The 15,291-nt window shown below is 76.2% G+C and carries 10 protein-coding genes and 1 rRNA gene; 5 read left to right on the top strand and 6 right to left on the bottom strand.

All coding sequences use genetic code 11. The features are described 5' to 3' along the window. The 3 genes from ABT014_RS07995 to ABT014_RS07985 form a co-directional block, all read right to left on the bottom strand. Positions 1-90 (bottom strand): 16S ribosomal RNA (locus tag ABT014_RS07995); the annotation flags it as partial. Positions 91-695: 605 nt separating this feature from the next. Further along, positions 696-1,952 (bottom strand): PP2C family protein-serine/threonine phosphatase, encoded by a 1,257-nt coding sequence (locus ABT014_RS07990; protein WP_502894893.1) that lies wholly within the window; start codon positions 1,950-1,952, stop codon positions 696-698. A 206-nt stretch (positions 1,953-2,158) separates the two neighbouring features. Beyond that, positions 2,159-3,490: an NAD(P)/FAD-dependent oxidoreductase gene (locus ABT014_RS07985; RefSeq protein ID WP_502894892.1), complete on the bottom strand. Its 1,332-nt coding sequence runs from the start codon at positions 3,488-3,490 to the stop codon at positions 2,159-2,161. A gap of 383 nt (positions 3,491-3,873) precedes the next feature. On the opposite strand from ABT014_RS07985, the gene ABT014_RS07980 reads away from it, so the two are divergent. Both ABT014_RS07980 and ABT014_RS07975 read left to right on the top strand, forming a co-directional pair. Next, positions 3,874-4,752, top strand: coding sequence for a TetR/AcrR family transcriptional regulator (locus tag ABT014_RS07980; RefSeq protein ID WP_350637783.1), 879 nt, complete (start codon positions 3,874-3,876; stop codon positions 4,750-4,752). Between the two features lie 242 nt (positions 4,753-4,994). Then, complete coding sequence (locus ABT014_RS07975; protein WP_350637782.1) at positions 4,995-7,064, top strand: sigma-70 family RNA polymerase sigma factor; 2,070 nt, start codon at positions 4,995-4,997, stop codon at positions 7,062-7,064. Between the two features lie 80 nt (positions 7,065-7,144). Here the strand turns inward: ABT014_RS07975 and ABT014_RS07970 are convergent, their stop codons facing one another. From ABT014_RS07970 to ABT014_RS07960, 3 genes are all read right to left on the bottom strand, one after another. Beyond that, positions 7,145-7,846: a DsbA family oxidoreductase gene (locus tag ABT014_RS07970; protein WP_350637781.1), complete on the bottom strand. Its 702-nt coding sequence runs from the start codon at positions 7,844-7,846 to the stop codon at positions 7,145-7,147. Positions 7,847-7,986: 140 nt separating this feature from the next. After that, complete coding sequence (locus ABT014_RS07965; protein WP_350637780.1) at positions 7,987-8,481, bottom strand: universal stress protein; 495 nt, start codon at positions 8,479-8,481, stop codon at positions 7,987-7,989. Between the two features lie 131 nt (positions 8,482-8,612). Continuing rightward, the gene (locus ABT014_RS07960) at positions 8,613-10,745 is read right to left on the bottom strand and encodes an asparagine synthase-related protein (protein WP_350637779.1); all 2,133 of its coding nucleotides are present in this window, start codon (positions 10,743-10,745) and stop codon (positions 8,613-8,615) included. A gap of 707 nt (positions 10,746-11,452) precedes the next feature. On the opposite strand from ABT014_RS07960, the gene ABT014_RS07955 reads away from it, so the two are divergent. The 3 genes from ABT014_RS07955 (at position 11,453) to trmB (ending at position 15,228) form a co-directional block, all read left to right on the top strand. Further along, the gene (locus ABT014_RS07955; RefSeq protein ID WP_350637778.1) at positions 11,453-12,874 is read left to right on the top strand and encodes an NsdA family TPR-like regulatory protein; all 1,422 of its coding nucleotides are present in this window, start codon (positions 11,453-11,455) and stop codon (positions 12,872-12,874) included. Positions 12,875-13,011: 137 nt separating this feature from the next. Then, positions 13,012-14,247, top strand: coding sequence for an L-2-hydroxyglutarate dehydrogenase (gene lhgD / locus ABT014_RS07950; RefSeq protein WP_350637777.1), 1,236 nt, complete (start codon positions 13,012-13,014; stop codon positions 14,245-14,247). Between the two features lie 90 nt (positions 14,248-14,337). Then, a complete protein-coding gene (gene trmB / locus ABT014_RS07945) occupies positions 14,338-15,228 on the top strand; it encodes a tRNA (guanosine(46)-N7)-methyltransferase TrmB (protein WP_350637776.1) in 891 nt (296 codons plus the stop codon). The last annotated feature ends 63 nt before the right edge of the window (positions 15,229-15,291 follow it).

Raw genomic sequence — 15,291 nt, 5'->3', positions numbered from 1 at the left:
GATCCACCCCGAAGGGCTTCACCGTTCGACTTGCATGTGTTAAGCACGCCGCCAGCGTTCGTCCTGAGCCAGGATCAAACTCTCCGTGAATGTCTACCCGTAATCGGGTAACCACTCGCGTTGAGCGGCACGGCAACCAACCGGAATAGGGCGGTCCCGCGCACTGCGTCCTCGCTAGTGTCTTACTTTAAAGGAATCTCCAACCGGTCAGTGAAGACCGGCCGGGGATGTCAACATATCTGGCGTTGACTTTTGGCACGCTGTTGAGTTCTCAAGGAACGGACGCTTCCTTCGGACCGCCTTCCAGCGGGCCCTCCGGGCGCTTCGTTCTTTCGTGTTCCCAGCCTAGCAGATGTTTTCCGCTCCGTTTTCCGGAGTTTCACTCACCGACTGGCCGGTCCTTCGTGTTTCCAGCTTATCAGACGTTTTCCGCTCCGTTTCCGGGCTTCTTCGTCCAACTCGCCTTCTGCCGGCCCGACCTGACGGCCTGTCCGACGTTTCAAACCTTAGCCGATCCCCACCTCGAAAGGCGAATCCGGCCGCAATCCATATAAACGCGCACAACAATTCGCACCGGGACGCGACAGAGCACGACCCAGTGGGACGAGAAGTGGTGTTTCAAGGGATTGGCTGCCTCGGGACCGTCCGCGTCGATACGTGTCCGGTGCTCCCTGAGACGGGCAGCTCGAAGAACTTTAGGCATCCGGGACGGGAGAGTCAAGTGGCACCTGGAAGGCCAGCACGGCGACGTCGTCGTCGTGCTCCGCGGTGACCCCCATCGCCCGCAGCAGGCGGGAGCAGATGACGTCGGGGGTGCCGGCCGCGCCGCCCAGGGTGCGGGCGAGCAGTTCGATGCCGTTGTCGATGTCCTCCTCCCTGCGCTCGACCAGGCCGTCGGTGTAGAGGACGCCGGTGGTGCCGGGGAGCAGGCGCAGGGTGTGCGAGACGTGGGTCCCGGTGCCGGTGCCGAGCGGGGGGCCGTTCTGCTCCTCGCTCTGCAGGACGACGCCCTCGGGGCAGCGCAGCAGGATCGGCAGGTGGCCGGCCGAGGCGTAGGTGAGGTTGCGGCTCTCCGGGTCCCACACGGCGTAGGCGCAGGTGGCGATCTGGTTGGCGTCGATCTCCATGGCGAGGCCGTCGAGCAGGCGCATCACCTCGTCCGGCGGGAGGTCGAGCCGGGCGTAGGCGCGGACGGCGGTGCGCAGCTGGCCCATGACGGCGGCGGCGCGCATGCCGCGACCCATCACGTCGCCGATCACCAGTGCGGTCCGGCCGCCGCCGAGGCCGATGACGTCGTACCAGTCCCCGCCGACCGCGGCGTCGGCGCCGCCGGGCTGGTAGGTGGCGGCGACCCGGAGGTCGGCGGGCTGTTCGAGCTTCTGCGGGAGGAGGCTGCGCTGGAGGGTGACGGCGGCCTGGCGCTGCCGGCGTTCGGCTTCGCGCAGCCGCAGGGCGACCTGGACCTGGTCGGTGACCTCGGCGGCGAAGATCAGCACGCCGACCGGGGCGGCGCCGTCCTCCTCCGCGCCGAGCGGCACACAGGAGATGTTGTAGTAGCGGTTGCCGCCGAGGCTGAGGATGGCCCGGGACTTCACGCTGCGCGGGCGGCCGCTGCGGAGCACCTGGTCGAGCAGCGGCAGCACGCCGAGGGCGGCGAGCTCGGGCAGCGCCTCGGCGGCCGGGCGGCCGTTGGTGCGGGCGCCGAAGAGGTCGCGGTAGGCGCGGTTGGCGTAGCCGAGCTGGTGCTGCGGTCCGTAGGTGACGGCGACCGGGGCGGGCATCCGGCGCAGCACGTCGCGCAGGTCGTAGAGCTGGTCGAGGGCGCGCTGGTCGAGGAGCCCGGCCGGGGCGGCGGGGTCTCGGGGGCCGGGGACGGTGACCGGCTCTTCGGTGGTGATGCTGGGTGGAGCGGCGCGCCGCGGGGCTCCGGTGAGCCGGGCGCTCCAGCGCATGAGGTTCAAACGTCGGCCGCTTCCTGGTTCGGGATGTGCAGGGTGGTCGGGGTGCGTGAGTGGGTGATGGAGATGTCATTCGTCAGATCATCACTTCTTGCGTACGTCCGAGTACGGGACGTGATGACCGGGTCGAGGTGATCCTGTCAGGCCGGGTCCTGGTTACGGAAGTCGCGCCCCCGTCGCGGCGCGTTCGCCCGCCGGGGTCATGGGTGGAAACGGTCCTCGGTGAAGCCGGCCTCGAACTCGGCGCGGGGGTGCTCCACGGATCCCAGCGAGACCACCTCCCGGCGGAACATCGCGGCCAGCAGCCAGTCGGCGAGGATCCGCACCCGGCGTTCGGTGCTCGGCATCCGCCGCAGGTGGCGGGCCCGGTGCAGCCACCAGGCGCGGCGCCCGGTGAGCTGGCCGCGGCGGGTGTGGGCGACGGCGCGGCCGACCCCGAGCGAGGTGGAGCAGGCCGGGTGGTCGGGCCGGTAGTCGCGCAGCGGCTGTCCGGACAGGGCGGCGAGCAGGTTGGCCGCGAGCAGTTCGGCCTGGGCCAGCGCGTGCTGGGCGTTCGGGGCGCAGAGCGCGCCGTCCGCCGCCGTCGGGTCCGGGACGGCGGCGCAGTCCCCGGCCGCCCAGGCGTCGGGCACCGGTTGTCCGTCCGGGGTGGCGATCCGCAGCGTCGGCAGGCACCGGATCCGGCCGTTTCGGTCCAGCGGGAGGTCGGTGGCGTTCAGCAGGGGCGCCGGGCGGGTGCCGGCCGTCCAGACCAGGGTGCGGGCGGCGAACCTGCCGCCGTCGGAGAGAGTGATCAGGCGGTCGGCGGCCGACTCCAGGGTGGTCCGCAGCCGGACGTCGACGTTGCGTTCGCGCAGCTCGCCGAGGGTGTGGGCGGCGAGCTCCGGGGATTCGTCGGGGAGGATCCGGTCGGTCGCCTCGACCAGCACCCAGCGCAGGTCGTCGGCCTGGAGGTTGTGGTAGCCCTTGGCCGCGTACCGGGCCATGTCCTCCAGTTCGGCGAGCGCGCCGACGCCCGCGTAGCCGGCGCCGACGAAGACGAACGTGAGCGCGGCCTGCCGGAGTTCCGGGTCCCGGGTGGTGGAGGCGAGGTCGAGCTGTTCCAGCACGTGGTTGCGCAGGCCGACCGCCTCGCCGACGGTGCCGAAGCCGAGACCGTGCTCGGCGAGGCCCGGCACGGGGTCGGTGCGGGACACCGAGCCCGGGGCCACCACCAGCAGGTCGTAGCGGAGTTCGCTGGTCAGCCCGGACTCGCCGGGGCCGGCCGCGTCGATCCGGGCGCGGCGGCCGGCGTGGTCGATCCGGGTGACCCGTGCGGTGAGCACCCGGCAGTCGGGCAGCGTGCGGCGCAGCGGCACCACGACGTGCCGGGGGTCGATGGTGCCGGCGGCGACCTCGGCGAGCAGCGGGTGGTAGGTGAGGTACGGCTGCGGTTCGACCACCGTGATCTCGTCCTGGCCGGAGCGCAGCCGGGTCCGGAGGGATTGCTGGAGCCGGAGCGCGACGGTCAGGCCGGCGCACCCGCCACCGATGATCAGGATCCTGATGGGGCACCTCCGGCCATGTGATCCGGTTCACGTCCCCCATATGACGCCCTGCCGAAGGCCCTCTTGTCCACAGTGCCGACCGGATCGGGTGGGACTGATGTGCCGCAATGGCTCCAGGTTTGCGACTGTGGCCGACTTTCGGCCACTTCTGCCGCGAACTTCCTTGAACTATGGTCGGATTGTGCGCTGGGCCAACGATTGGTTCGGTCGACCCCGGACCACCTCGGCACCACCCCTGGACTGCGGCGGGCCGATCCGGGGAAGGGTAGTGCGCAGACATCGGGCGGACGACGCGGCACCGGTGCGAGCACCGGGGGGTGCGAGGTCCGCACAGGCGCCTGGGAGGGCGCCTGCGGGGGAGGGTTGAGATGACTGATCAGGATCAGGTGACGGGGCCGACGCGCCCCCAGGTGGGGCACGGGGTGGTGCCCGAGCAGCGCGGGCCGGGCGGGGCCGAGCGTCTCGGCGAGTCCGGGTCCGCCGCGGGGTACGAGGCCCAGGCCGGCCGCTCGGCCGCCGCCTCCCGGCTTCGGGTGGATGCCCGGCGCAACCTGGAGAGCGTGCTGAGGGCCGCCCGCCAGGTGTTCGGGGAGCTGGGCTACGACGCCCCGATGGAGGAGGTCGCGCGGCGGGCCGGTGTCGGGGTGGGCACCGTCTACCGGCGCTTCCCGAGCAAGGAGGTGCTGGTCCAGCGGATCGCCGCCGAGGAGGTCGGCTGGCTGACCGCGCAGGCCAGGGAGTCGCTGTACGGGGACGCGCAGCCGTGGGAGGCGCTCTCGGGCTTTCTGGCCCGGGCGGTCGAGTCCGGCGCCGGACGGCTGCTGCCGCCGGAGTCGTTCCGGTACGCGGAGGACATCGGCCGGGTGCCGGAGCAACGCCGGTCGGTGGAGGCGTTCGACGGCCGGGCGGAGCTGCGGCCGGCCGGGGAGCACGGTGGTGACCTCGGCGGTGCGCTCGGCCGGCACCGGGCGGAGGCCGGGGCGCTGGAGGCGGGCGGCGCGGCCGGCGCGGACGTCGACGCGGACGCGGATCCGCGGCTGCTGCTCCACCTGCTGGCCGCGCTGGTGGCCCGGGCGGGCGCGGCGGGTGAGCTGCGCCCGGGGGTGACGGTCTCGGACGTGGTGCTGGTGCTGACCGCAGCCGTTCCGGCGCACGCCGTCCCGGTCCGGACCTCGGCCGGTGACCCGGACGACGCGCCGGCGGACCGGCTGTTGCGGATCCTGCTCCAGGGCCTGCGGGCGCGCTGACGCACCGCCGGCCGGGCGCCGAACACACCGTCGATCGGGTGCCCGGAAGAGTGGGCGGCGGCCGGCCCGGTTACCGCCGGCCGCTGCGCTATGCCATTCTTTGCCCGTGGTTGGAGCCATTGTCCCGTTGCGTGCCGTTCCGCTCGGCGGGCTGCGCCGCGCGCGGGCGGTGGCCGCACGGGCCATGTCCGCACAGCACAGGCCCGGTTGCTGCCGCCCGGGTTCGGCACACGGGGGCCGCGTTGAGCACTGACGAGCAGAACGATCCCGGCTCCGGGCCGGGCTTCGCCGGACAGGTCCCGGACCAGGCCGGCGCGCCCGCCCGGGAGTCGCTGGCCGGCCGGGTGCCCGGTCAGGCCGCGGCCGGCCAGGGCGGGGTGACCCCGGAGGCGTTCGTCGCCCCGGTCGCACCCGGCCGGCCGGTGGTGCCGGCGCCCGCCGACCCGGTGGACGGTGAACGGCCGCCCTCGGACGCGGAGTTGACCGCCCGGGTGCGGGCCGGCGACGACCTCGCGTACGAGGAGATCTACCGGCGGCACGCCGCCTCGGTGCGGCGTTACGCCCGGACCTGCTGCCGTGACAGCTTCACGGCGGAGGACCTGGCGGGGGAGGTCTTCGCCCGGACCCTGCAGGCGCTGCGGGCGGGCAAGGGGCCGGAGTTCGCGGTCCGCGCCTACCTGCTCACGGCGGTGCGCAACGTGGCGGCGGCCTGGGCCCGCTCCGAGCGGCGCGAGCAACTGGTCGACGACTTCGGCGACTTCGCCCTGACCTCGGCCGCGGCGGTGGAGTTCGACCTGGCCGATCCGGGTGCGGACGCCTGGGCGATGGCGCTGGCCGACCAGCGGATGGTGATGCAGGCCTTCGTCGAACTGCCCGAGGACGACCGGGTGGTGCTCTGGCACACCGAGGTCGAGCGGGAGTCGCCGAAGACCGTCGCCGTACTGCTGGGCAAGACCGCCAACGCCACCGCCGTCCAGGCGCACCGGGCCCGGGACCGGCTGGCCGCGGCCTTCCTCCAGGCGCACGTGTCGGGCAGCCAGGAGTCGGGCTGCACGGTGTACGCCAACCGGCTGGGTGCCTACGCCCGCGGCTCGCTGCGCAAGCGGGCCTCCGGCGAGGTGGGCCGGCACGTCCAGGGCTGCGACCGCTGCACCGCGGCGTACCTGGAGCTCACCGACATCAACACCAGCCTGCGGGCGGCGCTGCCCGGGGGTGCGCTGCTCTGGATCGGGGCCGGGTCCTTCGGGGTCGCGGCGGCCGCGGCCGGTGCGGGCGCGGCGTTGGGCGGCGCGGCGATCGGCGGGGCGGCCGCGGCGAGCGTTTCGGGGTCCGCGGCGGCCTCGGGTGCGGCCGGTGCCGGTGCAGCCGGTGCCTCGAGTGCGGCGGGTGCGGCGGGCGCGGGTGCGGCCGGGTCCTCCGGGTCGGCGGCCGGTGCGGTCGTCGGCGAGGGGCTGGGCGTGGCCGCGAAGGCCGGCATCGCGGCCGGAGTCGCGGTGGCCGCCGTGGCGGTCGCGGCCTACGCGCTGGCGGGCGGACCCGCCCCGAAGCCTCCGGTGACGGCGGCGGCCGCCTCCTCGCCGGCGCAGCCTCCGCCGGTCGCGCCGGTGACCCCGGCACCGTCCGCCCCGGCCGTGCCCGAGCCGGAGCCGGCACCGGAGCTCCCGGCCACGCCGTCCCGGTCCCCGGTCCCCTCGCCCTCCCCGACGCCGAAGGCGGCGCCGGTGCTGGTGCCGAGCCCCTCCGCACCGCCCGCGTCCCCGGCGCCGCCCTCCCCGACCGTCCCGGCCCCGCCGGTGGTCGAGCCGCCACCGCCGCTGCCGAGCCCGACCGTGCCGACGCCGCCGGTGCCCTCGCCGACCCCGCCGCCGGTGCCGACCCGGTTCTGGCTGGACCAGCTGCCGATCGGCGGCGGGCACCGGGACCAGCCGGCCGGGCCGGTGATCCGGCCGGGCGGTGCGGTGGTGCAGCGCCCGTCGGTGTGGATGCGCGGCTCCGCCTACCCGCACGCGCTGTCCGTCCCGGTGCCGGCGCAGGTGACGGTCGACCTGAACCGCAGCTGCTCGGCCTTCGAGGCGGTGGCGGGGCTGGACGACCTCGGGGCGGGTGGCGGTCCGGTGGTGTTCAGCGTGGAGGGCGGTGACGGGCGGACGCTCTGGCGGTCCGGGCAGATTGGCCCGTGGGACCGGCCGGTGCGGGTCCGGGCGGCGCTGGACGGGCAGCGCAGCGTCCGGCTGCTGGTCGCCCCGTCCGGCGGCCGGTGGTCGCTGATCAACGTGGCGGACTGGGCCGAGGCCCGGTTCACCTGCACCTGAGCCGGGCCGCTCGGGGCGGCCCGGCTCAGGTCGGGCTCAGGTCGGTACCGGCTCGGGTCCGGTCCGGGAGGGGAGCGGGGTCAGACCGCGCAGGCGCCGTCCGCGCAGTCCGCGCCGCCGGCGGTCGCCGACGGCGCGGCCGAGGGCCCGGACGTCTCGGCGGCCACCTGCTCCAGGACCTGCAGGAAGGCGTCGGCCTCCTGGCCGCCCTGGACCGCCCACCGGCCCTCGAACACGAAGGTCGGCACGGCGCTGATCCCGAGCTCGCGCGCCTCGGCCAGCTGGGCGCGGACCTCGGCCGTCCCCTCGTCGCCGGCCAGGTAGGCCGCCGCCCGGTCGCGGTCCAGGCCGGCCGTCACCGCCAGCTCGACCAGGCGGTCCCGGTCGCCGACGTCGACGCCGTCGGCGAAGTGGGCCTTGAGCAGCAGCTCCTTGAGGGTGGACTGGACGGCCGACCCGTACTCGGTCTCGGCGAGGTGCAGCAGCCGGTGGCCGAGGAAGGTGTTGACGTGCAGCGCGGTGTCGAAGTCGAAGACGACCCCCTCCGCCTCGCCCAGCCGGGTGACCCGGTCGTCCATCGCGACCGACTGCGGGCCGTAGCGCTCGGCCAGCCAGGCGCGGTGCGGGCTCGCGCTCGCGGGGGCGTCCGGGACCAGCTGGTACGGGCGGAAGACCACCTCGACGTCGGCCTTGCCCGCGAAGCGGTCCAGGGCCTGCTCGAACCGGCGCTTGCCGAGGTAGCACCAGGGGCAGGCGATGTCGCTGTAGATCTCGACCTTCATCGGGGGTGGGGCTCCGTTCACGGGGTGGCTTGTCCGGAAGGTGAACGCTCAACCATCCGCCGGGCATTCCCGGACGCCCACGAACCGCCTCCCGCCCCGTCCGCCCTCACCCCGTCCGCCCGGCCTGACCCGGGGCCCGGTCAGTCGGCCGGCGGCGCCGGGACCACGAGCACCGGGCAGGCCGCGTGGTGCACCGCCGCCGTGCTGACCGAGCCCAGCAGCAGCCGGGCGAAGCCGCCGTTGCCGCGGGTGCCGAGCACCAGGGTGTGCTGGCCGACGGTGCAGGCCAGCAGCACCTCCACCACGTTGCCCAGCACCACGTGCAGGGCCAGCTCGCCGCCGTACGGGCGCTCGCGGGCGGCCTGGACGGTGGCGACCGCCCGGCGCAGCCCGTCCGCCATGCTCTCGGTGAGGCGCTCGACGCTCTCGTGCACCAGCTCGGCCATCCCCGGGGGGTAGCCGGCGGGCGAGGGGTTGACGACCGCGAGCACGTACAGCGGCAGCCGGTGCAGTTCGGCCTCGGTCATCGCCCGGTCCAGCGCCCAGAGCGAGCCGTCCGAACCGTCGCAGGCGGCCAGGATGCCGGGGCGCCCGGTGGCGGGCGGCTCACCGAGCACGGGGAAGGGTTCTCGCACAGCGGCCTCCGGGGGTCGGACCACCAGCCCATGATCACCGATCCGCGGCGTGCCGCCCGGCCGGACGCGCCCGGGAGCGGCGGGCGGGCGCCCTGGAGCGAACGGGCGGGCCGCAAGGACGGGCCGGCGGGTCAGGCCGGGCGGGCCAGCGCGCGCCGCTCGGCCGGCGGCAGACCGGTCCAGCAGGAGCCGTGTCGGCGGGCCGCGACCCGGCGCAGCCACAGCTCGGTGGCGATCAGGTCGGCCAGGCCCGCCATGGTGCCCGGGGCCAGCTCGGCCGTCCCGTCGGCGGCCAGGGCCAGCGAGCCGCGGACCGCCCCGGCCTCGATCAGGCCGGCCTCCGCGAGCAGCGGGCGCTCGAACAGCTCGGTCAGCGCGTCGGCGGCCAGCCGCAGGCCGGTGCGGGCCGGACCGGACCGGTCGGGGCGCGGGCCGCGGCCCCAGTCGGCGGGCAGGTCGGTGCGGCCGGCGCCGGTCAGCACGGCGTGCAGCAGGGCCGGGCGGGCGCCCGGCTGGAGCCGGACCTCCTCGGGCAGCAGCCGGGCCGCGCGCACCACCTGGTTGTCCAGGAACGGCGCGTGCAGGCGCTGGCCGTGCTGCTCGGCGGCCTGCACCAGGGTGCGGTACGCGGCGGCGTGCCGGTGCAGCGCCAGCCGGGCCCGCCGGGCGCCCGGCAGTTCGGTGGGCTGGCCGCCGCGGGCCGCGGTCCGCAGCCGCTGCGCGACCCCGGCGAGCGCCTGGTCGGAGAGCCAGCGCGCGGCCGGGCCCGGGACCGCCCAGGCGAGGGCGGCGGCCGAGCCGGCCCCGGCGGTCGGCCCGGGTTCGGCCGCCCGGCGCAGCGTCAGGGTGACGGCGAGGTCGTCCAGCGCCTCGGCGTACCCGGCCCGGGCCAGCCGGTGGGCGGCGCGCAGCACCGTGACGGGGGTGCGGACGGCTCCGGTGAGCGCGCCGGCGGCGGCCCGGTCGGCGCCGGCCAGGGCGGCGACCGGGCCGAGCAGTTCGCGGGAGCGGCCGAGCCGGATCAGGTCGGCCAGCCGGGCCGGGTGGCCGTCCAGGACGTGCCGGGCGCCGTACCCGGTGAGGTGGTCGGTGCCGCCGGCCCGGAAGCGGACGCCGAGGGTGTCCGCGGTGAGCAGGGCGGCGCCGGGCTCGTCGGTGAGCGGGCCGGCCGGCGGATCGGCGGGCGGGTCGGCCAGCGCCGCGTACGGGAGGGCCGGCGGCAGCACCACGTGGCGCAGCCGGGGCACCTCGACGGCGAGCGCGGGCCGGCGGCTCTCGCCGTGCGTGACGGCGGTGAGCGCCTCGGCGGCGGACGGCTCCGGCGGGACCGGGCCGCGCGCCCAGGAGCCCTTCACGGCGCCGGACCTGGGGGCGGGCACCGGCGGGTTCGGGGCGGTGGAGCGGGCGGCGGGCCCGATCGGCACCGCGGCGGCGAGCAGCGCGACGGTGGCGGAGGCGGTGCCGTAGGAGAGGTCGACGCCGAGCCGGGTGCGCTCCTGCGCGGCGGGCTCCCCGGCGGGGGCGGCGGTCCTGACCCGGCTGCGGACCGCCTCCAGCAGGGCCCGGGTGAGTTCGCGGACGGCCGGCGCCTCCTCGCGGTTCCACCGGCCGGGCGGGGTCTCGGGCTCGTACCCGGCGGTGTACGGGCGGCCGCTGCGGATCCCGAGGGTGTGGCCGGGCGGGACCCGGTGGACGCCGGCGTACGGGGTGCCGGTGCCCAGCACCTCGGCGGCCTCCGGGACGGCCAGCACGGCGGCGAGGTGGTCGGGGTCGAGCGGTGCGGCGACCAGGTCGGCCAGCGGCAGGGCCGCGGTGGCGTAGGCGGTGCCGCCGCACCAGGGGGTGTGGAAGACCTGCTGGACGCCGGCGAGGTCGGGGATCAGGACGGTGCTGCGCACGCCGGTGCGCAGTACGACGGTGTAGCTGCCGGGCCAGTGGGTGAGGTGGCGGACGGCGCCGCCGCGGGCGGCGGCCAGGCCGGCGGCGAGTTCGGCGTCGGAGGCGCCGCAGTGGCCGACCACGGCCAGCCGCAGGGTGGCGGGGGTGTCCCGGTCGGCCGGGTCGACCGGGCGGGCGCCGGTGGCGACGGTGGCGGGGCCGCCGGGGCGCAGGGTGGCCAGCCGGATCTCGTCGGGGCGCCAATCGCCCACGGCCCAGAGCGGGTTGGGGCCGCCCCACAGGGTGGTGCCGGCCAGCGGGCGGACGGCCGCGAGGGCCGGGTCCGCGCTGCCGGGGGCACCGCTCCAGCCGGTGAGCCACCGCATCGCGCCTCCGCCTGACGGGTATCGGCGCGCTGATGGGTCCGGACTGGCACGCCGTCAGGAGACATCGTGCCACCGGACGGGCCTGAGGTGACCCGTGTTGCGGGGGCGAATCGGGAGAACTGCCGCGGGAACCGCACCGGGGGGCCGTGGCCGGCGGCGTCGCCGGGCTGCCACGCGGGGCGGTCCGGGCCTCCCCCTCCGTGGCCCGCACCGCCCCCGGGGCGGCGCGGTCGGGCCGGCGGCACGTCCGTGGCATGGACATCGCCGGATGGCCGAAAGGCGCCGCACAGGCCGGGAGGGCATCCGCATGCCCTCCCGGACCCACCGCCGCCCGCGGGGACGTAGGCAGCGGTTTCCCCCGGCCCGCCGGGTCCTCGGCGACGGGCCGTTCCACGGCGTCCAGCGAATCGCCGACCTGCCCCTGCGAGCCAGGGAGCACAGGTGGCGCACGTCGGCACGGGACCGGAGCACGGCCTTCCGGGGGCCGGCGGGGGCGCCGCACGGGCGCACCGGCCGGGCCCCGCGCCGGGCACCCACCGGCCGCGCGGGCGCGCGATCCCGCCATCCGGAATGCAGCCTCTTAACCCTCGGAACCCGGACGACTACGCTAGGTGCAGCAGTACGGGAGCGGACATCCTCACGACGGGCCGCCCCCCTGCCGCGTCCGCCATCCGCGCACGACGTCGCCCGGGGGTGCCACCGCCACCATGACCGTCAGCTCACGAGGGCCGAACGAACGGCTCGGCGCGCTCCTGTCGCTCGCCCAGATCAGCAACGCCGGCCTGGCCCGCCGGGTCAACGACCTGGGCGCGCAGCGCGGCCTGACGCTCCGCTACGACAAGACCTCGGTGGCCCGCTGGGTCACCAAGGGCATGGTGCCCCAGCGTCCGGTGCCGCACCTGATCGCGACCGCGCTGGGGAACAAGCTCGGCCGCCCGGTGCCGCTGGAGGAGATCGGCCTGGCCGACTCGCACCCGACGCCGGAGCTGGGCCTGGAGTTCCCGCGCGAGGTGCCGGAGGCGGTGCGCTCGGCGACCGAGCTGTGGCGGGTGGACCTGGACCTGCGGCGCGGGCCGGGCGGCGGGCGGTGGAGCGACAGCCTGGCGGGCACGTTCTCGGTCGCGGCGTACGCGACGCCGGTCTCCCGCTGGCTGATCACGCCGGCCGACGGTTCGGTGGCCCGCGAGACGCCGGTGCCCGACCTGTCGGGGTACCGGGTCGGGCACTCGGACGCGGCCAAGCTCCGCGAGGCGGCCCAGGAGGCCCGCCGCTGGGACTCCAAGTACGGTGGCGGGGACTGGCGTTCGTCGATGGTGCCGGAGTGCCTGCGGGTCGAGGCGGCGCCGCTGCTGCTCGCCTCGTACAGCGACGCGGTGGGCCGGGCGCTGTTCGGCGCGACGGCCGAACTGACCAGGCTGGCGGGCTGGATGGCGTTCGACACCGGCCAGCACGAGGCGGCGCAGCGGTACTACATCCAGGCGCTGCGGCTGGCCCGGGCGGCGGGCGACGTGCCGCTCGGCGGGTACGTGCTGGCCTCGATGAGCCTGCAGGCGGCGTACCGCAACTTCCCGGACGAGGCGATCGACCTGGCGCAGGCGGCGCTGGAGCGCAACCGCGGGCTGGCGACGGCGCGGACGATGAGCTTCTTCCACCTGGTGGAGGCCAGGGCGCAGGCCAGGGCCGGTTCGGCGCGGGCCTGTTCGGCGGCGCTGGCGGCGGCCGAGACGGCGCTCGACCGGGCCCGGCCGGGGGACCCGGACCCGACCTGGATCGACTTCTACGCCTACGACCGGCTGGCGGCCGACGCCGCCGAGTGCTTCCGCGACCTCGGGGTGCCCGCCAAGGTGCGGCACTTCACCCGCGAGGCGCTGGCCCGGCCGACCGAGGGGTACGTGCGCTCGCACGGGCTGCGGCTGTTCGTCTCGGCGATGGCCGAGGCCGAGGCCGGCGACCTGGACGCGGCGGTGGCGGCCGGCGAGCGGGCGGTGGAGGTGGCCGGGCGGATCTCCTCGCATCGCAGCCGCGAGTACGTGGTGGAGATGCTGCGCCTGCTGGAGCCCTACCAGGACGAGCGGCGGGTGCGGGAACTGGCCGAGCGGGCCCGGCTGGTGCTGACCGCCTCGGGCTGACCGGGCGGCCGTCCCCCCGGCCGTCCCGTCCGGCCGTCCCGTCCGCAGGACCGAGGCCGGGCCGAGGCGGCCGAAACCCCCACCCCCGGCCGCCGGGCGTGAAAGCATCGCCCGGGGAGCCGGCGGAAGGGGCTGCGGTGGGGTACGAGGTCGATGTGCTGGTGGTCGGCGGCGGCATCGTCGGACTGTCGACGGCCTACGCGCTGACCCGGGCCCGGCCCGGGCTGGCGGTCGCGCTGGTGGAGAAGGAGCCCGGCTTCGCCGCGCACCAGACCGGCCGCAACAGCGGCGTGATCCACAGCGGCGTCTACTACCGGCCCGGCTCGCTCAAGGCCCGCTACGCCACCGGCGGCGCCGCCGAGATGGTCGAGTTCTGCCGCGAGCACGGCATCGCGCACGAGGTCACCGGCAAGCTGATCGTGGCCACCGGCGCCGACGAACTCCCCCGGCTGGCCGCCCTCGCCGAGCGCGGCCGGGAGAACGGCATCCCGGTCACCGAGCTCGGCCCGGACGGCATCCGGGAGCACGAGCCCGAGGTGACCGGCATCGCCGGCCTGCACATCGCCACCACCGGCATCTGCGACTTCCCGGCGGTCGCCCGCACCTACGCCCGGCTGGCCGAGGAGAAGGGCGCCGAGCTGCGCACCGGCACCGAACTGCGCGCGATCGCCCGCCGCTCCGACGGCGTCACGGTCCAGACCTCCGCCGGCGAGCTGCGCTGCGGGGTGCTGGTGAACTGCGCCGGCCTGCACAGCGACCGGGTGGCCCGGCTGGCCGGCGACGACCCGGGGGTGCGGATCGTCCCGTTCCGGGGCGAGTACTACGAACTCACCGAGGCCCGCCGCCCGCTGGTGCGCGGCCTGGTCTACCCGGTGCCGGACCCGGCCTTCCCGTTCCTCGGCGTGCACCTGACCCGCGGCGTCCACGGCGACGTGCACGTCGGCCCGAACGCCGTCCCCGCGCTCGCCCGCGAGGGCTACGACTGGCGCACCCTGAACCTGCGCGACCTGGCCGGGACGGCCGCCTTCCCCGGCACCTGGCAGATCGCCCGCCGGCACTGGCGGTACGAGGTCGGCGAGCTGCACCGCTCGCTGTCCAAGCGGGCCTTCACCACCGCCGTCCAGCGCCTGCTGCCGGCCGTCACCGCCGCCGACCTGGTCCCGGCCACCGCCGGGGTGCGGGCCCAGGCCGTGGCCCGGGACGGCTCGCTGCTGGACGACTTCGCGTTCGCCGGTTTCGACCCGGACGCCCCCGGCCCGGCCCGCCGCACCGTGCACGTGCTCAACGCCCCCTCCCCTGCCGCCACCGCCTCCCTGGCGATCGGCCGGGAGGTCGCCCGCCGGGCCCTCGCCGCGCTCGACGCCGGCGGCTGACCGGCACCCGCCGACCCGGCCCCGGCCGAGGTGAGGAATCCGTCACGCGCCGGTCCGGGCACCCACGCGCCCCCGTAGACTTGGCCGATTGTGACTGCCACTGCCTCCACTCCCCAGCTGACCGAGACCGCTCCCGCCGAGGCCGTTCCCTCTGAGGCCGCGCCCGCCGGGGACGAGCTGCGCCCCTCGGCCCGGCTCTCCGCCGCCCCGGCGGGGTTCCCGGCGCCGATGTACCCGCACAAGGCCACCGAGGAGCAGCACCGCGAGCACCGCATCCGCAGCTTCCAGCCGCGCCGCGGCCGGATGACCAAGGCCCAGGCCGGTGCGCTGGACCGGGGCTGGGAGCAGTACGGCCTGGCGATCGACGGCACGCCGCTGGACCTCGCGGCGCTCTTCGACGGCCGTCCGGTCACCCTGGAGATCGGCTTCGGCATGGGCGACACCACCGCCACGATGGCCGCCGCCGACCGGACCACCGGCATCCTGGCCGCCGACGTGCACACCCCCGGCCACGGCAACCTGCTCCAGTTCCTGGAGCGCGACAGCTCCGAGAACGTCCGGCTGGCCGCCGGGGACGCGGTGATCCTGCTGCGCGACATGCTCCCCGACGCCTCGCTGGCCGGCCTGCGGGTGTACTTCCCCGACCCGTGGCCCAAGCCCAAGCACCACAAGCGCCGGCTGATCCAGGAGTCCTTCCTGGAGCTGGTGCTGCCGCGGCTCGCCCCGGGCGCGCTGGTGCACTGCGCGACCGACTGGGAGGAGTACGCCGAGCAGATGCTGCAGGTGCTGTCCGCCTCGTCCGAGCTGGTCAACCTGCACCCCGAGGGCGACGGCACCGGCTGGCTGGAGCCCGCCGACCACCCGGCCGGCAGCGTGCCCGGCTACGCGCCCCGGCCCGACTGGCGGCCGATGACCAAGTTCGAGCGGACCGGCCTGGCCAAGGGCCACGTGGTGCACGACCTGCTGTTCCGCCGGCGCTGACCGGAGCCGGCGCCGCACCCGCCCGGGGCGGCGCCGACCCTCCGTTACCACAGGTGAGCGGAT

This window comes from Kitasatospora sp. NPDC094015 (assembly GCF_040304075.1).
In the GTDB taxonomy this organism is placed as follows: domain Bacteria; phylum Actinomycetota; class Actinomycetes; order Streptomycetales; family Streptomycetaceae; genus Kitasatospora.
This window is presented reverse-complemented; position numbering and strand designations above follow the sequence as displayed.